General features: G+C 72.4%; 19 protein-coding genes. 9 read left to right on the forward strand and 10 right to left on the reverse strand.

Going from position 1 to position 25,181, the window contains the following annotated elements; translation table 11 throughout:
* Positions 1 to 114: 114 nt before the first annotated feature.
* Positions 115 to 3,033 carry a glycoside hydrolase family 48 protein gene (locus CP969_RS31310; RefSeq protein ID WP_026084724.1) on the reverse strand — a complete coding sequence of 973 codons (2,919 nt, stop codon included), beginning with the start codon at positions 3,031 to 3,033 and terminating at the stop codon, positions 115 to 117.
* A 277-nt stretch (positions 3,034 to 3,310) separates the two neighbouring features.
* Positions 3,311 to 3,445: a hypothetical protein gene (locus CP969_RS34335; RefSeq protein WP_016823830.1), complete on the reverse strand. Its 135-nt coding sequence runs from the start codon at positions 3,443 to 3,445 to the stop codon at positions 3,311 to 3,313.
* 155 nt (positions 3,446 to 3,600) lie between these two features.
* Here CP969_RS34335 and CP969_RS31320 point away from each other — a divergent pair, with 155 nt between their 5' ends.
* Together CP969_RS31320 and CP969_RS31325 are read left to right on the forward strand one after the other, a co-directional pair.
* Positions 3,601 to 5,322, forward strand: coding sequence for a glycoside hydrolase family 6 protein (locus CP969_RS31320; protein ID WP_004980963.1), 1,722 nt, complete (start codon positions 3,601 to 3,603; stop codon positions 5,320 to 5,322).
* 186 nt (positions 5,323 to 5,508) lie between these two features.
* A complete protein-coding gene (locus CP969_RS31325) occupies positions 5,509 to 6,411 on the forward strand; it encodes a class I SAM-dependent methyltransferase (RefSeq protein ID WP_004980962.1) in 903 nt (300 codons plus the stop codon).
* Positions 6,412 to 6,498: 87 nt separating this feature from the next.
* On the opposite strand, the gene CP969_RS31330 is transcribed toward CP969_RS31325, so the two are convergent.
* Both CP969_RS31330 and CP969_RS31335 read right to left on the reverse strand, forming a co-directional pair.
* Positions 6,499 to 7,290 carry an aldo/keto reductase gene (locus CP969_RS31330; protein ID WP_050793865.1) on the reverse strand — a complete coding sequence of 264 codons (792 nt, stop codon included), beginning with the start codon at positions 7,288 to 7,290 and terminating at the stop codon, positions 6,499 to 6,501.
* 208 nt (positions 7,291 to 7,498) lie between these two features.
* The gene (locus tag CP969_RS31335; RefSeq protein WP_004980960.1) at positions 7,499 to 8,380 is read right to left on the reverse strand and encodes a LysR substrate-binding domain-containing protein; all 882 of its coding nucleotides are present in this window, start codon (positions 8,378 to 8,380) and stop codon (positions 7,499 to 7,501) included.
* A gap of 203 nt (positions 8,381 to 8,583) precedes the next feature.
* Between CP969_RS31335 and CP969_RS31340 the strand changes: the two genes are divergently transcribed.
* A complete protein-coding gene (locus CP969_RS31340; protein ID WP_004980958.1) occupies positions 8,584 to 9,597 on the forward strand; it encodes a bile acid:sodium symporter family protein in 1,014 nt (337 codons plus the stop codon).
* Here CP969_RS31340 and CP969_RS31345 read toward each other — a convergent pair.
* From CP969_RS31345 to CP969_RS31370, 6 genes are all read right to left on the reverse strand, one after another.
* Entirely contained in the window at positions 9,533 to 10,768 is a 1,236-nt protein-coding gene (locus CP969_RS31345; protein WP_016823828.1) for a DUF4185 domain-containing protein, read from the reverse strand. The genes CP969_RS31340 and CP969_RS31345 overlap by 65 nt on opposite strands.
* 283 nt (positions 10,769 to 11,051) lie before the next feature.
* Positions 11,052 to 11,900 carry a formate dehydrogenase accessory sulfurtransferase FdhD gene (fdhD, locus tag CP969_RS31350; protein ID WP_004980953.1) on the reverse strand — a complete coding sequence of 283 codons (849 nt, stop codon included), beginning with the start codon at positions 11,898 to 11,900 and terminating at the stop codon, positions 11,052 to 11,054.
* A gap of 14 nt (positions 11,901 to 11,914) precedes the next feature.
* Complete coding sequence (locus tag CP969_RS31355; protein WP_016823827.1) at positions 11,915 to 12,775, reverse strand: 2Fe-2S iron-sulfur cluster-binding protein; 861 nt, start codon at positions 12,773 to 12,775, stop codon at positions 11,915 to 11,917.
* Entirely contained in the window at positions 12,772 to 14,595 is a 1,824-nt protein-coding gene (locus CP969_RS31360; protein ID WP_016823826.1) for an NAD(P)H-dependent oxidoreductase subunit E, read from the reverse strand. The genes CP969_RS31355 and CP969_RS31360 overlap by 4 nt, the downstream gene beginning before the upstream one ends.
* Before the next feature lie 6 nt (positions 14,596 to 14,601).
* A complete protein-coding gene (locus tag CP969_RS31365; RefSeq protein WP_016823825.1) occupies positions 14,602 to 16,521 on the reverse strand; it encodes a molybdopterin oxidoreductase family protein in 1,920 nt (639 codons plus the stop codon).
* The gene (locus tag CP969_RS31370; RefSeq protein WP_016823824.1) at positions 16,518 to 17,489 is read right to left on the reverse strand and encodes a 2-dehydropantoate 2-reductase; all 972 of its coding nucleotides are present in this window, start codon (positions 17,487 to 17,489) and stop codon (positions 16,518 to 16,520) included. Before CP969_RS31370 ends, CP969_RS31365 begins: the two co-directional genes overlap by 4 nt.
* A 168-nt stretch (positions 17,490 to 17,657) precedes the next feature.
* Here CP969_RS31370 and CP969_RS31375 point away from each other — a divergent pair, with 168 nt between their 5' ends.
* From CP969_RS31375 to CP969_RS31400, 6 genes are all read left to right on the forward strand, one after another.
* The gene (locus tag CP969_RS31375) at positions 17,658 to 19,142 is read left to right on the forward strand and encodes an OFA family MFS transporter (RefSeq protein WP_223887132.1); all 1,485 of its coding nucleotides are present in this window, start codon (positions 17,658 to 17,660) and stop codon (positions 19,140 to 19,142) included.
* 112 nt (positions 19,143 to 19,254) lie between these two features.
* Positions 19,255 to 20,193 (forward strand): beta-ketoacyl-ACP synthase III, encoded by a 939-nt coding sequence (locus tag CP969_RS31380; RefSeq protein WP_004980938.1) that lies wholly within the window; start codon positions 19,255 to 19,257, stop codon positions 20,191 to 20,193.
* A 221-nt stretch (positions 20,194 to 20,414) separates the two neighbouring features.
* On the forward strand, positions 20,415 to 21,092 hold the full coding sequence (locus CP969_RS31385) for a GntR family transcriptional regulator (RefSeq protein ID WP_004980937.1): 678 nt from the start codon (positions 20,415 to 20,417) through the stop codon (positions 21,090 to 21,092).
* Positions 21,093 to 21,282: 190 nt separating this feature from the next.
* Positions 21,283 to 22,464, forward strand: a complete 1,182-nt coding sequence (locus CP969_RS31390) for an ROK family protein (protein ID WP_016823821.1) — start codon at positions 21,283 to 21,285, stop codon at positions 22,462 to 22,464.
* A gap of 167 nt (positions 22,465 to 22,631) precedes the next feature.
* A complete protein-coding gene (locus CP969_RS31395) occupies positions 22,632 to 24,149 on the forward strand; it encodes a sugar ABC transporter ATP-binding protein (RefSeq protein ID WP_026084723.1) in 1,518 nt (505 codons plus the stop codon).
* Complete coding sequence (locus CP969_RS31400; protein ID WP_016823819.1) at positions 24,146 to 25,165, forward strand: ABC transporter permease; 1,020 nt, start codon at positions 24,146 to 24,148, stop codon at positions 25,163 to 25,165. The genes CP969_RS31395 and CP969_RS31400 overlap by 4 nt, the downstream gene beginning before the upstream one ends.
* Positions 25,166 to 25,181: the final 16 nt, after the last annotated feature.

The following is a 25,181-nucleotide window of genomic DNA, read 5'->3' on the forward strand; positions in this document are numbered from 1 at the left end:
GTGCGTGCATGACGTTGTGCGGCAGACGGGAGTGCGACGACGGGACCCGGGGGGCCGCCCGGCCGGTGGCCCCGGCGTCAGGTGCCGGAGCCGTACGCGGAGCGCCGGCGGGGACTATTCGAGCAGCTCCGCGTACGAGCCCAGGGCCAGGGCGATGTCGGCCTGGGCCCAGAACCGGTGGTACGTGAAGGTGGGCGCGGCGCCGCCCGCCAGATAGGACTCGATCTTCGACCAGGCCGGGTCGTCCTGGTAGAAGGAGCGGATCGAGTCGAACGTCGACGACGAGTTGATCGCGTCGCCGTTGGGCATGGTGCCGGTCCAGCCGCTGGGGACGTGGACGGGGTCGTCGAAGCGGTTGTAGTCGGTGCGGGTCTCCGGGACGGCGATGCCCAGGTCGTCCTGGTGGTTGTTCCACATGCCGTCGAGGAGCTTCTTCGCGGTGGCCGCGGCCTCGGTGTCACCGGAGCGGTCGGCGTAGTACGTCAGGGTCCTGGCGTACGCGCCCGCCACGCCGACGTCGTTGGTGTAGTCGACGACGGTGACGTGCAGACCGCCGTTGGCACCGGGGTTCGTGGCGTTCCACGTGTCGGGCTTGCCCGACCAGCGGAGCGTCGACGGGATCCGGAAGGTGCCGTCCGGGTTGACCGTGGTCTCGGACAGCGCCCAGTCCACCCACTTGTCGAGGACCGACTTGGCGAGCGCGTTGCCGGTCTGCTGGTACAGCTCGGCGACCCGCTCCATCGACCAGGCCTGGAAGCCGAACCACTGGTTGGACGGCGGGTCGTGGTAGACCGGCTTCTCGTCGTAGTACATGCCGTAGAAGGTCGGCGTGCCGGCCGGCGGTGTGGCGTACCGCCCCGCCCAGCTGTTGGTCGCGCCGCCCGCGATGGCGCCCTCGTCGGACTGCAGCCAGCGGTAGAACTCGAGCTGCCGCTGCATCGACTTGGCCCAGTCGTCCGCGCCCGTCGCCGACTTCGGCTTCAGCGGCGCGTAGGTGCTCAGCGCGTACGCGGCGAACGGGTTCTGGTAGCCGCCGTGCGCGTGGCTGGAGCCGATGCGCCAGGCCCAGCCCGCCGAGGAGTCGGTGGCACCGCCCCACGCGTAGTACCAGGACAGCAGGTAGTGCGAGGAGTCCTTGCCGGTGCCGGCCGGGCAGGACGACGGTCCCACGCAGTTGCCGATCTTCTTGAAGTACTTGTCGAACATGGCGTAGCGCAGGTAGTCGCCCATCTTCGCGGCCTTGGAGACGGTCGCGGAGACCTCGGAGCCCTTGCCCTGCTCCTTGGCCCACTTGTCCGCCCAGTAGGCGGCCTGCACGGCGCGCGCGTCGGCGTCCGGGGCGTTGGTGAACTTCCACTGCTTGGCGTACGAGGCGTCCTTGGTGAACAGGTCCAGGAAGCCGTTCTTCCCGCCGTACTTGAAGGCGTCGCAGGTGGGCTGCGGCACCGTCTCCCACACCGACTCCTGCGGGCCGCGCTGGAAGGTGTTGATGTACGACGGGCCGGTCGCCGTCGGGCCGGCCTCGCACTTGCCCGGCTCGTTGCCGTAGCCGTAGACGTTGTCGACGTCCTGCAGCCAGTGCATGCCGTAGACCTCGTCCGTGCCGTAGGCGGACCTCAGCTCGGCCGCGATCGGGTCGGGGCCGACCGGGACGCCCGTGTCGAGCGCGGACGGGTACTCGTTCGGGGTGTCGTACTCGGGCGCGTAGGTCGCCGGCTTCGAGGCGTTGTAGAAGGAGTTGGTCGGCTGGTCGGCACGGGTCGGGATCATGTACCGCTCCATGATGTCCCAGGCCCCGTTGAACTTCGACCAGTCACCGGTCACCTTGCCGTACATGGCCTGCAGCCACAGCAGGTAGCTGTACGCCTCCGAGGTGGTCTCGTGACCGTGGTCCGGCGCCTCGACGATCAGCGTCTCGACCGAGTGGTACGGGATGCCCTCGGGCGAGAAGTAGCCGTTCGCCGGGTCGGTGACCTTGCCGTACAGCTCCAGGAAGCGCGCGTCGTACGTCTTCGTCGCGCCCAGCTGGGTCACCGTGACCGAGGCCTTGCCGTGCCCCGGCGCGGTGGACTCGAAGACCGCCGAGCCGGTGCCGGAGCCGTTGGCGGCGATGGTCACCTTCTGTGCGGTGTTCCAGTTCGACGGCGTGAAGGTGAGCGAGGCGCCACCGGCGACCGACAGCCCCGAGTTGCCGCTCGCACGGGTCGTCGTGACGGTCGTGTTCGCGCTCGGCTGCTTCGACAGCTTCACCTCGTAGGTGCCCGACTCACCTTGTTTGACGCCCAGTTGGGAGGGGGTGGCCACCACGGTGGGGCCCGAGGCGATCGTGATGCCGACCGGGCTGGAGCTCGCGGAGGCACCCATGCTGTCGTAGGCCTTCGCCACCAGTGAATGACTGCCCACGGTCAAACCAGCGACCGAAAGGGTGAACGGTGCGCTGCTGTCCGTGCCCAGCAGCTCGGTGTCGTCGTAGAACTCCACCTTGGTGATCGTGGCGTCGTCGGCCGCCGCCGCGGTCGCCGCGAGCGGGACGGGCTCCCCCTGAGTGTAGACGGCCCCGGCCTCGGGGCTGGTCAGCACGGTGATCGGCGGCTGGTGGGCGCCGACGCAGGTGGTGCCGTTGATCGCGAAGGACGTGGGCGCGGTGTTGGTGCCGCTGTAGGAGAACTGGGCGCCGGTCGTGACGGCGCTGCCGGCGGCGATCCGGGCGTTGTACCCGGCGTTCTTCACGGTCACGGTCCTCCCGGACTGCGACCAGCTGCCGTTCCAGCCGTTCGCGAGCCTCTGGTTGCCCGTGTAGTCGTACGTCAGCGTCCAGCCGTCGATGGGGTCCGTGCCGCGGTTGGTGAGCGTCAGATCCGCGGTGAAGCCGGAGCCCCAGTCGTTCGTCCGGTAGTCGACACTGCACTGGACGGCCGCCGCCTGAGCGGGGGTCGAGCCTGAAGAGAGCATCGTCAGCGGGAGCGCGAGAGCCGCCGCGGCGGCCGTCCACCATCGCCGGACGCCTCTGCGTCTCCTGGGTGGGGGGTGCATGGTGCTGGTTCCTCCTGCGACTGGGAAAGGTCAAGGCTTGAACCAGTGGGAGCGCTCCCATAGTGGGGACGGGGTCGAGGGCGGTCAAGGCTTGTGAAGAGTCGAAAAGATTCGACGGGGTGGGCGGGGGAAAGTCGGCAACACCCTCTGTTCTTCCTCGTCACTTGGCGCTAGCTTCATGGCACCAGTGGGAGCGGTTCCACCAGTCGGCGCGTCCGTCACGGCGCGTGTGAACTGCAAGGAGTCGCTCATGCGCCATCCCCCGCGTTCAGTACTTTTAGCCCTCCCCGTGCACGGCGGAGCACTCCGCCACGCCCTCCTCCGCGGGCGGCACCGGGACGGCGGCGATCCGGCTCGACGGCACCACCCGCACCCCGGGCGCGGGGCCGGCGCACTTGTCGTGGGACCCCACGCCGTCCGTGCTGCCCGCAAGCACCCCGGGCGGCGCCACGGACCCGTCCCGAACCGGGTCACGACGGCACTCCCACCCCCGTACGGCACCGGGCCGCGCGCTCACCCGCGCACGCCTTCGAAGGACAGCCCCCTACGGATAGGAAACCCGCACTCATGAGTCGCACCAGAACCGCGCTCCTCGCCGCCATGGCGTTGGTCGCCGGCGCCACCGGGACGGCGCTCGCCGCCGTCCCCGGCGACGTCGGCGCGGCCGCCGTCCCCTGCACCGTCGACTACAAGGTGCAGAACCAGTGGGACACCGGCTTCACCGCGTCCGTGACGGTCACCAACCACGGCGCCGCCAAGTCGTCGTGGGCGGTGAAGTGGTCGTACGCCGGCAACCAGAAGATCACCAGCGGCTGGAACGCCAAGCTCACCCAGTCCGGCACCGCCGTCACCGCCGCCAACGAGTCCTACAACGGCACGCTGGCCACCGGGGGGTCGACCAGCTTCGGCTTCCAGGGCACCTACAGCGGCACCAACGCGGTCCCGGCCACCTTCACCCTCGACGGAGTGACCTGCAACGTCGACTCCGGCGGACCCACCGACCCGCCGGACCCGACCGACCCGCCGCCCCAGGGCGCCCGGGTCGACAACCCCTACGTCGGCGCCAAGGTGTACGTGAACCCCGAGTGGTCCGCGAATGCCGCCGCCGAGCCGGGCGGCAGCCGCATCGCGAACCAGCCCACCGGTGTCTGGATGGACCGCACCGCCGCCATCAACGGGGCCAACGGCAAGATGGGTCTGCGGGCCCACCTCGACGAGGCCCTGCGGCAGAAGGGCTCGGGCGAACTCGTCTTCCAGGTGGTCATCTACAACCTGCCTGGCCGCGACTGCGCCGCGCTCGCCTCCAACGGCGAACTCGGCCCCACGGAGATCGACAAGTACAAGACGCAGTACATCGACCCGATCGCCGCGATCCTCTCCGACCCGAAGTACGCCTCGCTGCGGATCGTCACCACGGTCGAGATCGACTCGCTGCCCAACCTCGTCACCAACGTCTCCCCGCGGGCCACCGCCACGCCCAACTGCGACGTGATGAAGGCCAACGGCAACTACGTCAAGGGCGTGGGCTACGCCCTGAACAAGCTCGGTGACGTGCCCAACGTCTACAACTACGTGGACGCGGGCCACCACGGCTGGCTGGGCTGGGACGACAACTTCGGGGCCTCCGCGGAGGTGTTCAAGCAGGCCGCCACCGCCGAGGGCGCGACCGTGGCCGACGTCCACGGCTTCATCGCCAACACCGCCAACTACAGCGCGCTGAAGGAGGACCACTTCTCGGTCGACCAGACCGTGGCCGGCAAGTCGGTGCGCGAGTCCAAGTGGGTCAGCTGGAACCGCTACGTCGACGAACTGTCGTACGCCAAGGCCCTGCGCGAGAAGCTGGTCTCGCTCGGCTTCGACTCGAAGATCGGCATGCTGATCGACACCTCCCGCAACGGCTGGGGCGGCACCGCCCGGCCCACCGGGCCCGGCGCCACGACCAGCGTGGACACCTACGTCGACGGCGGCCGCTACGACCGCCGGTTCAACACGGGCAACTGGTGCAACCAGAAGGGCGCGGGTCTCGGGGAACGGCCGAAGGCCGCACCGGAGCCCGGGATCGACGCCTACGTGTGGATGAAGCCCCCGGGCGAGTCCGACGGGTCGAGCAAGGCCATCGACAACGACGAGGGCAAGGGCTTCGACCGGATGTGCGACCCGACGTACACGGGCAACCCGCGGAACGACAACAACATGTCGGGCGCCCTGCCGGACGCCCCGGTCTCCGGGCACTGGTTCTCCGCCCAGTTCCAGGAGCTGATGAGGAACGCGTACCCGCCGCTGTCCTGACCGGCCGGCCCCGCTGATCCACCGGGGCCGGGCCCGCCCGGTCCGGCCCCGGCGGACCGCACACGCCTCCCGTCGGCAGTGCCGCCGCTCCCGCGAAGAACGGTTTTGCGGGAGCGGCAACACGGGTTGCTCACCCCCGGTGCGTCGGAGCACCCTGGCGGCACCCGAGCGGAGAGGCTGACCACCATGGCGCACCACCACCACGACCAGGGCCACGACCGCGGTCACGGCCACCACCACGACCACACCGACATCGACTGGGCCGAGATGGCCCCCCGGCTCGAGTCCCAGGCGGAGCTCTTCACGCCGCTGTACGAGCGGGCCCTGAACTGGCTGGCGAAGGAGGTCACCGAGCCCGGACTCGTCGTCGACGCCGGCAGCGGGCCCGGCGTCATCTCCTGCCTGTTCGCCGAGACCTTCCCGGGCGCGCGGATCGTGGCCGTCGACGGCTCGAAACCGCTGCTGGAGCGGGCCGCGGACCGGGCCGCCCGCCAGGGCGTCGCCGACCGCTTCGACACCCTCGCCGGTGAACTGCCCGACGTGCTCGGCGAGTTGGACTACCCGGCCGATCTGCTCTGGGCCAGCCGCAGCGTGCACCACCTCGGCGACCAGAGCGCCGCGCTCGCCGCCTGCGCCGCGCGGCTCGCGCCCGGCGGCACGCTGGCGGTGGTGGAGGGCGGCCTGCCCGCCCGGTTCCTGCCCCGCGACATCGGCATCGGCCGGCCCGGACTCCAGGCGCGCATCGACGCGGTGGAGGAGGAGTGGTTCTCCCGGATGCGCGCCGACCTGCCCGGCTCGGTCGCGCACGTCGAGGACTGGCCGGCCCTGCTGACCTCGGCCGGTCTGCACCACACCCGCTCGCGCACCTTCCTCCTCGACCTCCCCGCACCGGTCACGGACCGCGCCCGCGCCTACGTCGTGGACTCCCTCACCCGCACCCGCGAGGTCCTCGCCGAGGACCTGGACGCCGAGGACCGCGCCACCCTCGACCGGCTCCTCGACCCCGCCGACCGGGCGAGCCTGCACCACCGCCCGGACGTCTTCGTCCTGGCGGCCCACACGGTCCACGCGGGCGTGCGGCCCGTGTGACGGCGCCGCTCGGCTTCGAGGACTCTCCCTGCGACGGCCTCCCCGCACCCTGCCGAAGGGTGCGGGGAGGCCGTCGCGCGCGGGGCGTCAGGCCCCGTTGAACTCCGCCGGGTCCGGGCCCAGCCGCCGGTCCTCGTTCAGCGCGCTGATCGCGGCGAGGTCCTCGGCGTCCAGGCTGAACCCGAAGACGTCGATGTTCTCCTCGATCCGGGACGGCGTCACCGACTTCGGGATGACGACGTTGCCCAACTGGATGTGCCAGCGCAGGACGACCTGGGCCGGGGTGCGGCCGTGCTTCTGGGCGATCGCCACGATCGCCGGGATCTCGAGGATGCCCTTGCCGGAGCCGAGCGGCGACCAGGCCTCGGTGGTGATGCCCCGCTCCGCGTGGTACTCACGCGCGGTGTGCTGCTGCAGGTGCGGGTGCAGCTCGATCTGGTTGACGGCCGGGACCACGGACGTCTCGGCGATCAGGTGCTCCAGGTGCTCGGGCAGGAAGTTGGACACGCCGATGGCGCGGATCCGGCCGTCGGCGTGCAGCTTCTCGAACGCCTTGTACGTGTCGACGTACAGGCCGCGCTCCGGCGTCGGCCAGTGGATGAGGTACAGGTCCACGTAGTCCAGGCCGAGCTTCGACACGGAGGCGTCGAAGGCGCGCAGCGTCGCCTCGTACCCCTGGTCGCTGTTCCAGAGCTTGGTGGTGACGAAGAGGTCCTCGCGGGGGACGCCCGACCGTGCGATGGCCCTGCCGGTGCCCTCCTCGTTGCCGTACGCCGCCGCGGTGTCGATGCTGCGGTAGCCGGCCTCCAGCGCCGTCGCGACGGCCGTCTCGGCCTCGTCGTCCGGCACCTGCCAGACGCCGAAACCCAGCTGGGGCATCTCGACGCCGTTGTTCAGGGTGATCGGGGGGACCTTGCTCACGAGCTCTCGATCCTTCGGTTGTGGTCAGGTGATACCCCCATGGTCAACGATCACGGCCAGTGGTGCATTCCTGACCGGAGAATTCACGCGCGGTGGAGCGCCTCCCCCCTCTTCCGCGCAGGGTCTCGTCGCTCGCCCCGGCCCGGCACGGGTGCGGCCGGAACCGTCAGCGCCGGCCGCTGCGGTGCAGCCGGTCGCCGCCCGCCAGGATCGCCGCCGCCAGGGCGTCGGCCGCTCCCTGCGCGGAGGGGCGGTGCCGGCCGTGCGCCACCACGAAGTCCACCTCGCCCGGCTCCGGCAGGCCCGCCCGCTCCGGCATCCGCACCAGCCCCGGCGGGATCAGCCCGCGCGAGTGCACCATCACGCCCAGCCCGGCGCGGGCCGCCGCGAGCAGGCCGTTGAGGCTGCCGCTGGTGCACACGATGCGCCACTGCCTGCCCTGCCGCTCCAGCGCCCGCAGGGCCAGGTCCCGGGTGATGCCCGGCGGCGGGTAGACGATCAGCGGCACCGGACGGTTCGGGTCCGGGCGCAGCCCCTGCGCGCCGATCCACACCAGCTCGTCGCGCCAGACCAGCCGGTGCGGATCGGCGCGCGGATCCTCCGGCCGCCGCTTGGCCAGCACCAGGTCCAGCTTTCCCGCGGCGAGCTGCTCGTGCAGGGTGCCCGACAGCTCGACCGTCAGCTCCAGGTCGACCTCCGGGTGCTCGTGCCGGAACCGCTCGAGGATCTCCGGCAACCGGGTCAGCACGAAGTCCTCCGACGCGCCGAACCGCAGCCGCCCGCGCAGCCGGGTACCGGTGAAGAACTGCGTCGCCTGCTCGTGCACGGCCAGGATGCGCCGCGCGAAGCCGAGCATCGCCTCGCCGTCCTCGGTCAGCTCCACCGAGTGCGTGTCCCGGGTGAACAGCTGCCGCCCGGTCGCGTCCTCCAGCCGCCGCACGTGCTGGCTGACGGTCGACTGGCGCAGCCCGAGCCGCCGCGCCGCCTGGGTGAAGCTCAGCGTCTGCGCCACGGACAGGAACGTCCGCAGATGGGTGGGGTCGTACATTCCGGCAGGCTACCGCGGTCATCGTGGAACGTGATGACAGTGAGAGCGGTATACCGGATTCCCGATCACGGCCGGAGGGAGCAGGATGGAGGGGGGACCCCTCGTCCCCGGGCAGCCGAGGGACGCCGGGCGCGTCCGTGGGCGCACCGCCCGAACGACCGAGCAAGTGGAGCACCGTGAAACGCCTGCGATGGCCGGCCTGGATGCCGGTCGACCCGTACCTCCTGCTCCTGCTCGGGACGGTGGGACTCGCCGCGCTGATCCCGGCCCGCGGCACGGGGGCGGACGTCGCGTCGGGCGCCTCCACGGCCGCGATCGCCTTCCTCTTCTTCCTCTACGGCGCCCGGCTGTCCACCCGTGAGGCCCTGGACGGCCTGAAGCACTGGCGGCTCCACGTCACCGTCCTGGCCTGCACGTTCGTCGTCTTCCCGCTGCTGGGTCTGGCGGCCCGCGGACTGGTCCCGGTGCTCCTGACCGACCCCCTGTACCAGGGCCTGCTCTTCCTCACCCTGGTCCCCTCCACCATCCAGTCGTCGATCGCCTTCACTTCGATCGCCCGCGGCAACGTGCCCGCCGCGATCTGCGCCGGCTCCTTCTCCTCGCTGGTCGGCATCGTCGCCACCCCGCTGCTCGCGGCGGCGCTGCTCGGCAGCGGCGCGGGCGGGTTCTCCGCCGACTCGGTGCTGAAGATCGTGGCGCAGCTACTGGTGCCGTTCGTCGCCGGACAGGTGCTGCGCCGCTGGATCGGGTCCTTCGTCGCCCGCCACCGGAAGGTGCTGGGGCTGGTGGACCGGGGCTCGATCCTGCTCGTCGTCTACACCGCGTTCAGCCAGGGCATGGTCCAGGGCATCTGGCACCGGGTGAGCCCGGCCCGGCTCGGCGCACTGCTCGTCGTGGAGGCCGTGCTGCTCGCCGTGATGCTGCTGCTGACCTGGTACGGGGCCAAGGCACTGAGGTTCGGCCGGGAGGACCGGATCGCGATCCAGTTCGCCGGCTCGAAGAAGTCGCTGGCCGCCGGGCTGCCCATGGCGAGCGTGCTGTTCGGGGCCCAGGCCTCGCTGGCGGTGCTGCCGCTGATGCTCTTCCACCAGATGCAGCTCATGGTGTGCGCGGTGATCGCCAAGCGCCGCTCCCACGACCGGGTCGAGGAGGTCACCGCACCGGAGCGAGCCGGATCGTCACGAACCGGGGTCGGTACAGGGACACGTTCCGGCTGAGCATCACGGCGGCTCCGGACGTCTCCAGCCAGTTCACGTCGTAGCTGAGCACCAGCCGTCCGTCGTCGCTCAGCTCCGGGTGCGTCTGCGGGTTGTAGGCGGCGGTACCGTCCCGCGGCAGCGCCGGATCGAACTCCTCGGCCGGTCCGTGCCACGGCCCGGTCGGGGAGCAGGCCCAGTACGCCGCCACCGTGGTCAGCCCCGCGGCGCCCGCGGCCATCGTGAACAGCACGTACGTCCCGTCCACCCGCACCACGGAGAACGCGCTGCCCACGCCCTTGTGCCGCCCGTCGCCGAGCACCGGGCGCGGACGGACGCGGGTCTGCCACGCCGAGCCGTTCCAGTGCTCCCAGGCGGCCGGGTCCGCCAGCCCGCCCTCCGGGACGCGCGCCACGTAGGCGTGCGAGGCCGGGCGGGAGGCGGGGCGGCCGTCGTCGCCGCCGAAGACGTACGTCCAGCCGTCCTCCGCGACGAGGGTCGTGCCGAACAGCACCCGCCGCGACGGGTCGGGGACCTGCTGCTGGTCGAGCACCGTCACGACCGACTCCAGGCGCAGGTCGGGCAGCGAGAGCGTGGCGACCTCGGTGGCGAGGGGCACGCCGTAGATCCACGGGGACTGCCCGGTGGCACGCACCCACAGCAGGACCCGCACGACCTGCTCGGCGGAGCCGGGGGAGCGCGGCTCGACCCGGGCGGCGACCGGCCAGCGCCACCGGTTCGGGGCGGGGTCGGGGAAGAGCGGGGCGGGGAGGGTGCGCTCCAGGCGGCCGTCGCGCATCAGCACCGCCGAGTTGCGCACCAGCGGGGCGGTGACGTCCCGCCAGGCGGAGGACTCGCCGACCGGGTTGGGCGGGCGGTGCACACGGCCCAGGTAGGTGTCGGAGAACAGCCACAGCAGCCGGCCGTCGGGCAGCCGCACCGAGTGGGTGCCGTCGCCGCCGGTCCAGTCGTCGGTGCGGGTGGCGTCGTCGCCGTAGCGGGCGAACTCGGAGGTGAGGGCGGTGTCGGCGGACCAGGAGGCGACGGTGCGCGGTGTGCAGGCGGTGCCGCCCCGCGGGTGGTCGCCGTCCTCCGGGAGCGCGGTGAGCAGCGCCGCCCCGAGGACCAGGGCCAGCAGCAGGCCGATTCCGGTCCCCGTCCGTCGTCGTGCGCGTGCTGCGTCGTCGGGCACGCTCCGGGACGTTAGTGGCCGACGGGGCTCCGGTCCATGGGGCATGGGCACGCCCCGGGGACCGGTTCTCCGTCGGCCTCACGACTCGGGGGCCGGTCCGTCAGCGGTCTCACGACTCGGGGGCCGGTTCATGACCGGTCTCACGGCTCGGGGGTCGGCCTTTCACCGGCCCGTGAACCGGGGCCGGCTCCCCGCCGGTCTTGCGGTCCTTGAGGCGGAGCCCCGCGGCGCAGGGGGCGCTCCCCGCCGGCAGGGGCCCCGCCGCCGTGTCGCGGGGGACCGGTCAGCCCCGGGCGGCCGCGGCCCGCAGGGCGATGCGGTCCTCACCCGCGTACACGTTCATGGAACTTCCCCGCAGGAAGCCCACCAGCGTCAGCCCCGTCTCCGCCGCCAGGTCCACCGCCAGGGACGACGGGGCCGAGACGGCCGCCAGCACCGGCACGCCGGCCATCACCGCCTTCTGCGCCAGTTCGAAGGAGGCCCGGCCGGAGACCATGAGGACCGTCCGCGACAGCGGCAGCCTCCCGTCCTGCAGGGCACGGCCGACCAGCTTGTCGACCGCGTTGTGCCGGCCCACGTCCTCGCGCACGTCGAGGAGCTCGCCCTCCTCGTCGAACAGGGCCGCCGCGTGCAGACCGCCGGTGCGGTCGAAGACCCGCTGGGCCGCGCGCAGCCGGTCGGGCAGGGCCGCCAGCAGCTCCGGGGTCAGACGCAGCGGGGGAGTGTCGGCGAGGGGGTGGCGGGTCGTGGTGCGCACCGCGTCCAGGCTCGCCTTGCCGCACAGGCCGCAGGACGAGGTGGTGTACACGTTGCGCTCGAGCGTGATGTCCGGGACCACCACGCCGGGCGCGGTCCTCACGTCCACCACGTTGTAGGTGTTCGAGCCGTCGGCCGTCGCCCCGGCGCAGTAGACGATGTTCTGCAGGTCGGACGCGTCGGCCAGGACGCCCTCGCTCACCAGGAACCCGGCCGCCAGCGCGAAGTCGTCCCCCGGGGTGCGCATGGTGATCGCCAGCGGCCGGCCGTTCAGCCGGATCTCCAGGGGTTCCTCGGTGACGAGCGTGTCCGGGCGGCTGGACACCACCCCGTCCCGGATGCGGATCACCTTGCGTCGTTCCGTGACTCGTCCCATGTCCCCAGTCCTGCTCAGTCCCGGTTCTGTACGTGCTGGTAGCCGAAGCGTCCCTTGATGCACAGGTTGCCGCGGGTCACCGGGTTGTCGTGCGGCGAGGTGACCTTCACGATCTCATTGTCCTGCACGTGCAGGGTGACGTTGCAGCCCACGCCGCAGTAGGCGCACACGGTCGTCGTCCGCGTCTGCTTCGACTCGTCCCACGTACCCGCCGCCCGCATGTCGAACTCCGACTTGAACGACAGCGCGCCCGTCGGGCACACCTCGATGCAGTTCCCGCAGTACACGCACGCCGAGTCGGTCAGCGCGGCGTCGTGCTCCACGGCGATCCGGGCGTCGAAGCCGCGCCCCGCGACCGAGATCGCGAAGGTGTTCTGCCACTGCTCGCCGCAGGCGTCCACGCACTTGTAGCAGAGGATGCACTTGTCGTAGTCGCGCACGTACAGGTCGTTGTCGATCCTCGGCTCCTCGCCGAGGCGGGCCGCGTCCGGGCCGAAGCGGTCCGGTTCCGCCTCGTACTCCTCGAGCCACCCGGCGACCCGGGGGGTGGTCGACAGGTCGACCGAGGAGGCGAGCAGTTCGAGGACGACCTTCCGGCTGTGCCGGGCCCGCTCGGTGCCGGTGCGCACCTCCATGCCCGGCTCGGCCCTGCGCGAGCAGGCCGGGACCAGGGTGCGCGAGCCCTCGACCTCCACCACGCAGACCCGGCAGGCGTTCTTCGGCCGGAGCGTGTCGCCCTCGCAGAGGGTCGGGACGTCCTTGCCCGCCGCCCGGCAGGCGTCCAGGATCGTCGTCCCCTCGGGGACCCGGACCGGCTCGCCGTCGAGGGTGAACTCCAGCAGGCGGCGGGGGATCCCCAGCGGTGTCACGGTCATGCGTACGCCCCCAGACGGTCGATGGCGGATTCCACGGCGTTCCACGCGGTCTGTCCCAGACCGCAGATCGAGGCGTCCCGCATCGCGCGGCCGACCTCGCGCAGCAGGGCGATGTCACCGGCGGCGTCGGCGCCGGTGCGTTCGACGATGCGGTGCAGCGCCTCCTCCTGGCGCACGGTCCCCACCCGGCAGGGCACGCACTGCCCGCACGACTCGTCCCGGAAGAACCGGGCGATGCGCAGCAGCAGGCGGGGCAGCGGCACCGTGTCGTCGAAGGCCATCACGACCCCCGAGCCGAGTGTCGTGCCCGCCTCGCGCGTGCCCTCGAAGGTGAGGGGGATGTCCAGCTCGTCGGCGCGGACGAAACCGCCGGCCGCCCCGCCGAGCAGGACCGCCCGCAGCCCCTCGCGCACCCCGGCCGGCTCCAGCAGTGCGCCCAGCGTGGTGCCGAACGGCACCTCGTAGACCCCGGGCCGCTCCACACTGCCCGACACGCAGAACAGCTTGGTGCCGGTGGAGCCCGGGGTGCCGGTCGCCGCGTACGCCGGTGCGCCCCGGGTGAGGATCGGCAGCACGTTGACCAGCGTCTCGACGTTGTTCTCGACCGTCGGCTTGCCGAACAGGCCCTTCTCCACCGGGAACGGGGGCTTGGAGCGGGGCTCGCCCCGGTATCCCTCGATGGAGTTGAACAGCGCGGTCTCCTCGCCGCAGACGTAGGCGCCGGCGCCGCGCCGGATCTCGATGTCGAAGGCGTAGCCCTGGCCCAGGACGTCGTCGCCGAGCAGACCGCGGGCGCGCGCCCGGTCGACGGCGTGGCGCATCCGGTGCAGCGCCCGCGGGTACTCGCCGCGCAGGTAGAGGTAGCCGGTGTGCGCGCCGGTCGCGTAGGCGGCGATCGTCATCGCCTCCACCAGGGCGTACGGGTCGCCCTCCATGATCACCCGGTCCTTGAAGGTGCCGGGCTCGGACTCGTCGGCGTTGCACACGAGGTAGTGCGGGCGGTCCGGCCGGGACGCCGTGGCCTGCCACTTGCGGCCGGTGGGGAAGGCGGCGCCCCCGCGGCCGACCAGACCGGAGTCGGTGACCTCCCGGATCACTCCGGCGGGCCCCAGCGCGAAGGCCCGGCGCAGCGCCGCGTAGCCGCCGTGCGCGCGGTAGTCGTCCAGCGACGCGGGATCGACCACGCCGACCCGGCCCAGCAGGGTCAGCGACGGGTCGCCCGCCTGCGGCACCGCCGCCACCGCCGGCGGCTCCGGGGGCGCCGCGTCCGGTGCGCCCGCCGTGCGCACGGCGGCCTCCACCGTCGCCGGCGCCGACACCGCCGTGCGCACCGGGTCCCCGGACCTGACGGCGAGCGCCGCGGGGGCGCGTTCGCACAGGCCCAGGCAGGGGCTGCGCTCCACGGCCACCCCGCTGCCGGGACCGAGCCGCGCCTCGACCCCGGCGCACAGGTCGCCCGCCCCGGCCGCCGCGCACGCCAGGTCCGTGCACACGTGCAGCACGGTCGCCGGGCGCGGCCGGAGCGAGAACATCGCGTAGAACGTGGCCACCCCGTACGCCTCGGCCGGCGGCACGGTGAGCCGGCGGCACAGGTAGTTCAGGGCGCCCTCGCTGATCCAGCCGACCCGGTCGTTGACGGCGTGCAGCCCCGGCAGCAGCAGGTCGCGCCGGTCGCGGGCCTCGCGTCCGCCGCGGGCCCACCTGAGGTCCGTGTCGCAGCGGTCGGCGCCCTCCCAGGAGGACTCGGGGGGTCCGAGCAGCGCGTCGACGGCCGCCCGTTCCTCGTCGGTGGGCTTGCTGTCGCCGAAGTGCAGGTCCACGGTTGCTCACCTCACGTGTGTCGGAGCCGGGAGCTTCTCGATCCGGATCGCCGACGCCTTGAACTCCGCCGTCCCCGCGATCGGGCAGTTCGCCTCGATCGTCAGCCGGTTGGTGTCCACCTCGTCGGGAAAGTGGAACGTCATGAACGCGAGCCCCGGCCGCAGCGAGGTGTCGATCCACACCGGCGCCAGCACGGACCCGCGCCGCGAGGACACCCGCACCTCCTCGCCGACCACGACGCCGTACCGCTCGGCGTCCTCCGGGCACAGCTCGACGTGCTCGCCGCGGCGCAGCGGAGAGGGGAAACCGCCGCTCTGCACACCGGTGTTGTACGAGTCGAGCCGCCGCCCGGTGGTGAGCCGGATCGGGTACTCCTCGTCGGTGAGGTCGACCGGCGGGTCGTGCCGCACGAGCCCGAACGGCGCGGGCCGGCCCCGCCGCACCGGGTCCCTCTCCCACAACCTGCCGTGCAGGTAGGGCGGTTCGATCGCGTCGGTGCTGGGGCACGGCCACTGGATGCCCTGGTGCTCCTCCAGCCGCTCGTACGTCATGCCGTAGTGGTCCGGGGAGACCGAGCGCAGTTCGTTCCAGACGGCCTCGGCGTCGGCGTACTTCCAGTCGTGGCCGAGGCGGGCGGCGAGGTCGCAGATGATGTCGATGTCCTCGCGCGCCTCGCCGGGCGGGGTGACGGCCCGGCGGACGCGCTGCACCCGCCGCTCGCTGTTGGTGGTGGTGCCCTCGGTCTCCGCCCAGCCGGCGGTCGCGGGCAGGACCACGTCCGCCAGTTCGGCGGTCTTCGTGAGGAAGATGTCCTGCACGACGAGGAAGTCCAGCGACCGCAGCCGCCGTACGGCCTGCCCGGTGTCCGCCTCCGACTGGGCCGGGTTCTCGCCGATGCAGTAGACGGCCCGCAGCGAACCGTCCTCCATCGCCTCGAACATCTCCGTCAGGTTCAGCCCGTAGCGCGGCTGGACGGTGGTGCCCCAGGCGGACTCGAACTTCAGGCGGACGTCCGCGTCGAGGATGTCCTGGAAGCCGGGCAGGCGGTTGGGGATCGCGCCCATGTCGCCGCCGCCCTGCACGTTGTTCTGGCCGCGCAGCGGCTGCAGGCCCGAGCCGTAGCGGCCGACGTGGCCGGTGAGCAGGGAGAGGTTGATCAGGGCGCGGACGTTGTCGGTGCCGTTGTGGTGCTCGGTGATGCCGAGGGTCCAGCACAGCTGGGCGCGCTCGGCGCGGGCGTAGGCGTGCGCCAGCTCCCGTACGGCGGCGGCCGGTACGCCCGTCACCTTCTCGGCGAGGGACGGCGTCCACGGCTCGACCAGTGCCCGGTACTCCTCGAAGCCGGTGGTCGCCCGCCGGACGAACGCCTCGTCGACCAGGCCGGCGTGGATGATCTCGCGGCCGATCGCGTGCGCCATCGGGATGTCGGTGCCGACGTTCAGCCCGAGCCAGCTCTCCGCCCACTCGGCGGTGGACGTCCGGCGCGGGTCGACCGCGTACATCCGGGCCCCGTTGCGGATGCCCCTGAGCACGTGCTGGAAGAAGATCGGATGCGCGAAGCGGGCGTTGGAGCCCCACATCACGATGACGTCGGTGTGCTCGACCTCCTCGTACGACGACGTCCCGCCGCCGGAGCCGAACGCGGCCGACAGGCCGGCGACGGACGGCGCGTGGCAGGTGCGGTTGCACGAGTCGACGTTGTTGGTGCCCATGACGACCCGGGCGAACTTCTGCGCCACGTAGTTCATCTCGTTGGTCGCGCGGGCGCAGGAGAACATCCCGAACGCGCCGCGCGCGGCGCCGAGTCCGCGGGCGGTCCGGTCCAGGGCCTCCTCCCAGGTCGCCCGCCGGAACGGTTCGTCCCGGGAGTCCCTGACCAGGGGATGGGTGAGCCGGGTGTAGGTCTTCGGCTGACGCTTCCTCATGCGGCGCTCCTCAGGGCGAGCAGGTCCGAGATGGCGTGCACGGTGCGCAGGGTGGGCACCTCCACACCGGTGATCCCCGCCAGTTCGACGACCGCGGCGAGCAGGACGTCGAGCTCCAGCGGCTTGCCGCGCTCCAGGTCCTGGAGCGTGGAGGTGCGGTGGTCGCCGACGCGCTCGGCGCCGGCCAGACGGCGCTCGACGGAGACGCCGACCTCGCAGCCGAGGGCCCGGGCCACCGCCAGCGTCTCGGCCATCATCGTCCCGATGACCTGCCGGGTGCCGCCGTGCAGGCACATCTGCCGCATGGTGGCGCGCGCGAGCGCACTGATCGGGTTGAAGGAGATGTTGCCCAGCAGCTTCAGCCAGATGTCGTTGCGCAGGTCCGGCTCGACCGGGCACTTCAGACCGCCCGCCCGCATCGCCTCGCTCAGCGCCAGACAGCGCGCGGAGACGCTGCGGTCGGGCTCGCCGATCGAGAACCGGGTGCCTTCCACATGGCGCACGACACCGGGCCGTTCGAGTTCGGTGGCCGCGTAGACGACGCAGCCGACGGCCCGTTCGGGCGCGAGCACCGCACTGACCGCGCCGCCGGGGTCCACGCTCTCCAGGCGGCGGCCGTCGTACGGTCCGCCGTGCCGGTGGAAGTACCACCAGGGGACGCCGTTCTGGGCGGCCACCACCGCCGTGGTGCCGTGCAGCAGCGGCTCGATCAGCGGCCCGCACGCCGCGTACGCGTGGGCCTTCAGCCCGAGGAAGACGTAGTCGACCGGGCCCACTTCGGCCGGGTCGTCGGTGGCACGGGGGCGGGCGGTGAAATCGCCGCGGGGGCTGCGCACCCGTACTCCGTACTGCCTCATGGCCGCCAGGTGCGGTCCACGGGCGATGAGCTGCACGTCGGCGCCCGCACGGTGGAGCGCGGCACCGACGTAGGCGCCGATCGCCCCGGCGCCGAGGACTGCGACTTTCATGGCGAGGGGAGCTCCGTCCGGTCGAGGGACACCGAGGAACCACTGACTCTGTCGACGAAATATTGTCTACAGTATGGAGGGTGTGCCGACAAGGCTTTGTGCAGCACCCGTGGTTGTCCGCTCAACCGCCTTCTCAACGGCCCCGCCCCTCCCTACGGTTGGGGATCCATGAGTCCCCCCACCGCGCCCCCGGGCTGGAGCCGCTGGCTGGTGCCGCCCGCCGCCCTCTCCGTCCACCTCTCCATCGGCCAGGTCTACGCGTGGAGCGTGTTCAAGCCGCCGCTCGAGTCCGCGCTGGGCCTCAGCGGCACCCAGAGCGCGCTGCCCTTCCAGCTCGGCATCGTCATGCTCGGCCTGTCCGCCGCCTTCGGCGGCACGCTGGTCGAACGCAACGGCCCGCGCTGGGCGATGACGGTCGCCCTGGTCTGCTTCTCCTCCGGTTTCCTGCTCTCCGCCCTCGGCGCGGCCACCGGCCAGTACTGGCTGATCGTCCTCGGCTACGGCTGCGTCGGCGGCATCGGCCTCGGCATCGGGTACATCTCGCCCGTGTCGACGCTCATCAAGTGGTTCCCGGACCGGCCCGGCATGGCCACCGGCATCGCCATCATGGGCTTCGGCGGCGGCGCGCTGATCGCCTCGCCCTGGTCGGCGCGGATGCTCGAGTCCTTCGGCGCCGACCACGCCGGCATCGCGCTCGCCTTCCTCGTGCACGGGCTGACCTACGCGGTGTTCATGCTGCTCGGCGTGGTGCTCGTGCGGGTGCCGCGCACCGGGCGGCCGGCGGCGGGCGGCCCGGCCGTGCCCACCGGGCCGCAGGTCCCGGCCCGCGCCGCGGTGCGCACCCCGCAGTTCTGGCTGCTGTGGATCGTGCTCTGCACGAACGTCACCGCCGGGATCGGCATCCTGGAGAAGGCCGCGCCGATGATCACCGACTTCTTCGCCGACACCGCCGCGCCGGTGTCGGCGACGGCCGCGGCCGGCTTCGTCGCGCTGCTGTCGGCGGCGAACATGGCGGGCCGCATCGGCTGGTCGTCCACCTCCGACCTGATCGGCCGGAAGAACGTCTACCGCCTCTACCTGGGCGCCGGCGCGCTGATGTACGCGCTGATCGCCCTGTTCGGCGACTCCTCCAAGCCGCTGTTCGTGCTGTGCGCGCTGGTGATCCTCTCCTTCTACGGGGGCGGCTTCGCGACGGTCCCGGCGTATCTGAAGGACCTCTTCGGCACCTACCAGGTCGGCGCGATCCACGGGCGGCTGCTCACCGCCTGGTCCACGGCCGGCGTGCTCGGGCCGCTGATCGTGAACCGGGTGGCCGACCGCCAGGAGGAGGCGGGCCGGCACGGCTCGTCGCTGTACGGGCTGTCGTTCCTGATCATGATCGGGCTGCTGGTCGCCGGCTTCGTCGCCAACGAACTGGTCCGGCCCGTCCACCCCCGCCACCACGTCCCGGGCCCCGAGGCCCCGAAGGAGGCCGCCGATGACCGGCGACAGCAGTCAGAGCCCGCCCGGCCCCGGCCGCCGCGGGCTGATCGCCTTCGCCTGGCTGTGGGTGGGGGTGCCGCTCGCCTACGGCCTCCACGAGCTCGTGCGGAAGGCGGCGCAGCTGTTCACCGGGTGACCGCGGGCCCCGGGCGGTCGTGCGCGGGAGCCTGACCGAAGCCGACAAGCCCGACACTCGATTCCTGTCACTTCACCTGCCCCCGTACCCGTGAGTCACTGATCAGACTGGTGCATCCCGCAACCGAACCACGAGGGGGATCCACCCATGATCGGCTCGCGCATCGTCGCCGTCGGCCACTACCAGCCCGCCGGGGTGCTCACCAACGAGGACCTGGCGGGCATGGTCGACACCAGCGACGAGTGGATCACGAGCCGGGTGGGCATCCGCACCCGTCACGTCGCGGGACCCGACGAGCCGGTCGACGAACTGGCCGCGCACGCCGCCGCCAAGGCGCTCGCGGCGGCCGGCCGGACACCCGCCGACATCGACCTGGTGCTGGTCGCCACGTCCACCGCGATCGACCGCTCGCCCAACATGGCCGCCCGGGTCGCCGCACGCCTCGACATGCCCGGGCCGGCCGTGCTGGACGTCAACGTGGTCTGCGCCGGGTTCACCCACGCGCTGGCCACCGCCGACCACGCGGTGCGGGCCGGGGCCGCGAACCGCGCCCTGGTGATCGGCGCCGACAAGATGACCGAGGTGGCCGACTGGACCGACCGCTCCACCTGCGTGCTCGTCGGCGACGGGGCGGGCGCGGCCGTGGTGGAGGCCGGCGGGGAGGGCGGGATCGGCCCGGTGCTGTGGGGCTCGGTGCCCGAGATGGGGCACGCGGTGCGGATCGAGGGGACGCCGCCGCGGTTCGCCCAGGAGGGGCAGAGCGTCTACCGCTGGGCGACCACGCGGCTGCCGACCCTGGCGCGCCAGGCCTGCGAGAAGGCGGGACTGACCCCCGAGGACCTCGCGGCCGTCGTGCTGCACCAGGCCAACCTGCGGATCATCGAACCCCTCGCGCGCAGGATCGGCGCCGTCAACGCCGTCGTCGCCCGCGACGTCACCGAGTCCGGCAACACCTCGGCCGCGAGCATCCCGCTCGCCTTCTCCAAGCTCATCGAGCGGGGCGAGGTGTCGACCGGCGACCCGGTCCTGCTGTTCGGCTTCGGCGGGAACCTGTCCTACGCGGGCCAGGTCGTGCGCTGCCCCTGACCGTCCAGGCGCCCCGATTCCCCCCGCCCCGACGCCCCCGGTCCCTCCCGCCCGGTGCCCCGGGGCCCCCGCGTCCTCCCCGTGCCGGTGCGACGTGGCCGACTCTCCCTCTCCCCGGTGCCGACACGCCGTAGACTGTAGACGAAAGACAATCGCCACCGGCGTGCGGTGACACCGGCCTTGCGGCGGTGCACGGCCGCCCTGCCGAGGAGGGGACCGCGATGTTGTCGACAGGACTGCCCCAGGGGGCGGTGCCCAGGCTCGAACGGCCCGGTCCGCTGCGCGACCGCGTCTACGAGGCGCTGCTCGAACTCATCACCACCCGCGCCCTCCGGCCCGGCCAGCACCTCGTCGAGAGCGAACTCGCCGGCCACCTCGGGGTCTCCCGCCAGCCGGTGCGCGAGGCGCTGCAGCGGCTGAACACCGAGGGCTGGGTCGATCTGCGGCCGGCACAGGGCGCGTTCGTGCACGAGCCGACGGAGGAGGAGGCCGACCAGCTCCTCACCGTCCGTACGCTGCTGGAGGCCGAGGCCGCCCGGCTCGCCGCGCTCAACGCCGACAGCGCGGGCATCGAGGCCCTGGAGGAGATCCTGGCGCAGGGCCTCGAGGCCGTCGCCTCCGACGACGTGGACGCCGCCGTCGCCCTCAACGCCCGCTTCCACGCCACGATCATGGAGCTGGCCGGCAACACCGTGCTCGCCGGACTCGCCGCCCAGGTCGACCGGCGCGTGCGCTGGTACTACACACCGGTCGCCCGGCAGCGCGGCGGACAGTCCTGGGTCGAGCACCGCGACCTGATCGACGCCATCGCGGACCGCGACGAACAGCGGGCCACCCGGCTCATGCGCGAGCACACCGAGCACACCCGGCGTTCGTACCACGCCCGGGCCGAGTCCTAGCTCCCCCGTCGGCCCCGGGCGCCCCCCTGGACACCTTTGTCCTGTGAGTGGAAAAAGTAGGGGGCGATTCCTGCGCGACTTCTTCCCACCCCGGGCGGTCGCTGCTACGTTCCCTCCGAAAGCACGCACGGACGTGGCCGGGATCCGGCACGCACAGGCCGGTCGAGGCGGGGAGGGGCTCGTGAGACGTATGACGGCGCGACCCGCGAACGCCCATCAGGCCCGGCTCCTCAGGCTGTTGCGCGACGGCGGCCCCAACTCCCGCGCCCAGTTGGGAGACCAGGTCGACCTCTCGCGGTCGAAGCTGGCCGTGGAGGTGGACCGGCTGCTGGAGACCCGGCTGGTGGTGGCCGACGGACTCGCCGCCTCGCGCGGCGGCCGGCGCTCCCACAACGTCCGGCTCAACCCGCACCTGCGCTTCCTCGGCGTCGACATCGGCGCGACCTCGGTCGACGTCGCCGTCACCAACGCCGAGCTGGAGATCCTCGGGCACATCAACCAGCCCATGGACGTCCGCGAGGGACCGGTCGCGGTCTTCGAGCAAGTACTGGCCATGGCCGCCAAGTTGAAGGCCTCGGGACTCGCGGAGGGGTTCGACGGCGCCGGTATCGGCGTCCCCGGCCCGGTCCGCTTCCCCGAGGGCGTCCCGGTGGCTCCGCCGATCATGCCGGGCTGGGACGGCTTCCCCGTGCGGGAGGCGCTCAGCCAGGAGCTCGGCTGCCCGGTCATGGTCGACAACGACGTGAACCTGATGGCGATGGGGGAGCAGCACGCGGGCGTCGCCCGCACCGTCGCCGACTTCCTCTGTGTCAAGATCGGTACCGGCATCGGCTGCGGCATCGTCGTCGGCGGTGAGGTCTACCGCGGTACGACGGGCAGCGCGGGCGACATCGGGCACATCCAGGCCGTGCCCGACGGCCGCCCGTGCGCCTGCGGCAACCGGGGCTGCCTGGAGGCGCACTTCTCCGGCGCGGCCCTCGCCCGGGACGCCACGGAGGCCGCCCAGCAGCGGCTCTCCGTCGAACTCGCGAGCCGCCTGGAGGCGAACGGCACGCTCAGCGCCGTCGACGTCGCCGCCGCGGCCGCCGCGGGGGACGCGACCGCCCTCGACCTGATCCGTGAGGGCGGCAACCGCACCGGCCAGGTCATCGCCGGCCTGGTCAGCTTCTTCAACCCCGGCCTGGTGGTGATCGGCGGCGGGGTGACCGGCCTCGGCCACACCCTGCTCGCCGCGATCCGCACCCAGGTCTACCGCCAGTCGCTGCCGCTGGCGACCGGCAACCTGCCCATCGTCCTGGGCGAACTGGGCCCCACCGCCGGCGTCATCGGCGCGGCCCGGCTCATCAGCGACCACCTGTTCTCACCCGCGTAGGACCCACCGCGCGGTCGCACCACCGCACTGCACCCATCGCACCGCCGCACCGCACGCGCCACCGCACCGCACGTCCCACCGGTACCACCCCGCTGTTCCGCCCTGCCCTGACAACGTTGGCCCGACCGCGCCCTGAACCGGCCGCACGCCCGCCGAGGGGAATCCGCATGGCACCAGAACCACCGCTGCTCAGCATGTCCGGCATCACCAAGTCGTTCCCCGGAGTCCGGGCCCTGGACGGCGTCGACCTCGACGTCCAGGCCGGTGAGGTGCACTGCCTGCTCGGCCAGAACGGCGCCGGGAAGTCCACCCTGATCAAGGTGCTGGCCGGCGCCCACCAGCCCGACACGGGCACCATCCGCTGGCGCGGAGAAGCGGTCACCCTGCGCTCACCGATCGCCGCCATGCGCCTCGGCATCGCCACCATCTACCAGGAACTCGACCTGGTGGAACACCTGTCGGTCGCCGAGAACGTCCACCTCGGCCACGAACCCACGACCGCCGGTTTCGTCGTCCGGGGGAAGGCCGCGCGGACCTCGACGGCCCGGCTGCTCGGACGGCTCGGGCACCCGGAGATCGAACCGGCCCGCCTGGTGGGGGAGTTGTCGGCGGCGCAGCAGCAGATCGTGTCGATGGCCCGGGCGCTCTCCCACGACGTACGGCTCATCGTGATGGACGAGCCGTCCGCCGCCCTCGACCCGGACGAGGTCGACAACCTCTTCCGCATCGTCGCCGACCTCACCGCCGACGGAGTGGCCGTCGTCTACATCTCGCACCGCCTGGAGGAGATCCGGCGCATCGGCGACCGGGTGACCGTGCTGAAGGACGGCCGGGCCGTCGCCGGCGGGCTGCCCGCGAAGTCGACGCCCACCCGCGAGGTGGTCGCGCTGATGACCGGACGCAACGTCGAGTACGTCTTCCCGCAGCGGCCCGCCTCCGCGCCGAGGGCCGAACCGGTGCTCACCGTCGAAGGGCTGTCCCGCCGGGGCGAGTTCGACCCGCTCGACCTCCAGGTGCGGCCCGGTGAGATCGTCGGGCTCGCGGGGCTCGTCGGCTCCGGGCGCTCGGAGATCCTCGAGACGGTCTACGGCGCCCGCAGGCCGGACACCGGGCGGGTCCTCGTCGACGGGCGCCCCCTGAAGCCGGGCAGCGTGCGGGCGGCCGTACGGGCCGGGATCGGGCTCGCCCCCGAGGAACGCAAGGCGCAGGCGCTGCTCATGCTGGAGTCCGTCACCCGCAACGTGTCGGTCTCCACCCTGTCCCGCTTCTCGCGGGGCGGCTGGATCGACCGCGGTGCCGAACTGGGGGCGGCACGCGCGGCGACCCGCGAGCTGTCGCTGCGGCCCGACAACCCGGACGTGCCCGTGCGCACCCTGTCCGGCGGCAACCAGCAGAAGGCCGTGCTCGCGCGCTGGCTGCTGCGCGGCTGCCGGGTCCTGCTCCTCGACGAACCCACGCGCGGCGTCGACGTGGGCGCCCGCGCCGAACTGTACGCGGTCGTCCGCCGGCTGGCGGACGAGGGCCTCGCCGTGCTGCTGGTCTCCAGCGAGGTGCCCGAGGTGCTCGGCCTCGCCGACCGCGTCCTGGTCCTGCGCGAGGGCCGGGTCGTCCACACGGCACCCGCCCGCGAACTCGACGAACACCGTGTACTCGACCTGGTCATGGAAGGAAGCCCGGCGTCATGACGCAGCCCGTCTCCCCGCCGCGGGACAGCACCGGCAAGGTGCCGCAGGCAGGCGACCCGCCCGCCTGGCGCGCCGTGCTGTTCCGCGCCGACGTCCGCACGTGGTCGCTGCTCGGCGTGCTCGCCGCGCTGGTCCTCATCGGCGGCATCACCAAACCGGACGAGTTCCTCGACACCCGCAACCTGCAACTGGTCCTCACCCAGGCCTCCGTCATCGGCGTCGTCACCGTCGGCATGACCTTCGTCATCATCTCCGGCGGCATCGACCTGTCGGTCGGCGCGATCGTCGCCCTCGCCTCGGTGTGGGCGACCACGGTCGCCACGCAGGAGTACGGCTTCGGCGGCATCCTGTTCACCGCCGTCCTCGTGGGCCTCGGCTGCGGACTGGTCAACGGGGTGCTCATCGCGTACGGCGGGATGGTCCCCTTCATCGCCACCCTCGCCATGCTCGCCTCGGCCCGCGGCCTGGCCCTGCAGATCACCGACGGGCGGACGCAGATCGTCACCGTCGACGGCGTCCTCGACCTCGGCGAGCGCGACGCCTACGTGCTCGGGATCCCGCCCCTGGTCCTGGTGTTCGCCGCGGTCACCGTCATCGGCTGGCTGGTGCTCAACCGGACCACCTTCGGACGCCGCACCGTCGCCGTCGGCGGCAACGCGGAGGCCGCCCGGCTGGCCGGCATCGACGTGCGACGCCAGCGGCTGTACCTCTACCTGCTGTCCGGGCTGTGCTGCGGCATCGCGGCCTTCCTGCTGATCGTCCTGTCCGGCTCCGGCCAGAACACCAACGGCAACCTCTACGAACTCGACGCCATCGCCGCCGCGATCATCGGCGGCACCCTGCTCACCGGGGGCCGCGGCACCATCGTCGGCTCCGTGCTCGGCGTCCTGATCTTCACCACCATCACCAACATCTTCGCCCTGAACAACCTGCAGAGCGACGTCCAGCAGATCGCCAAGGGCGCGATCATCGTCGCCGCCGTGCTGGTCCAGCGCCGTACCGCGAGCACGACCTGAGGAAAGGGTTCACCGC

Source organism: Streptomyces viridosporus T7A (assembly GCF_008704515.1).
GTDB classification, from domain to species: domain Bacteria; phylum Actinomycetota; class Actinomycetes; order Streptomycetales; family Streptomycetaceae; genus Streptomyces; species Streptomyces viridosporus.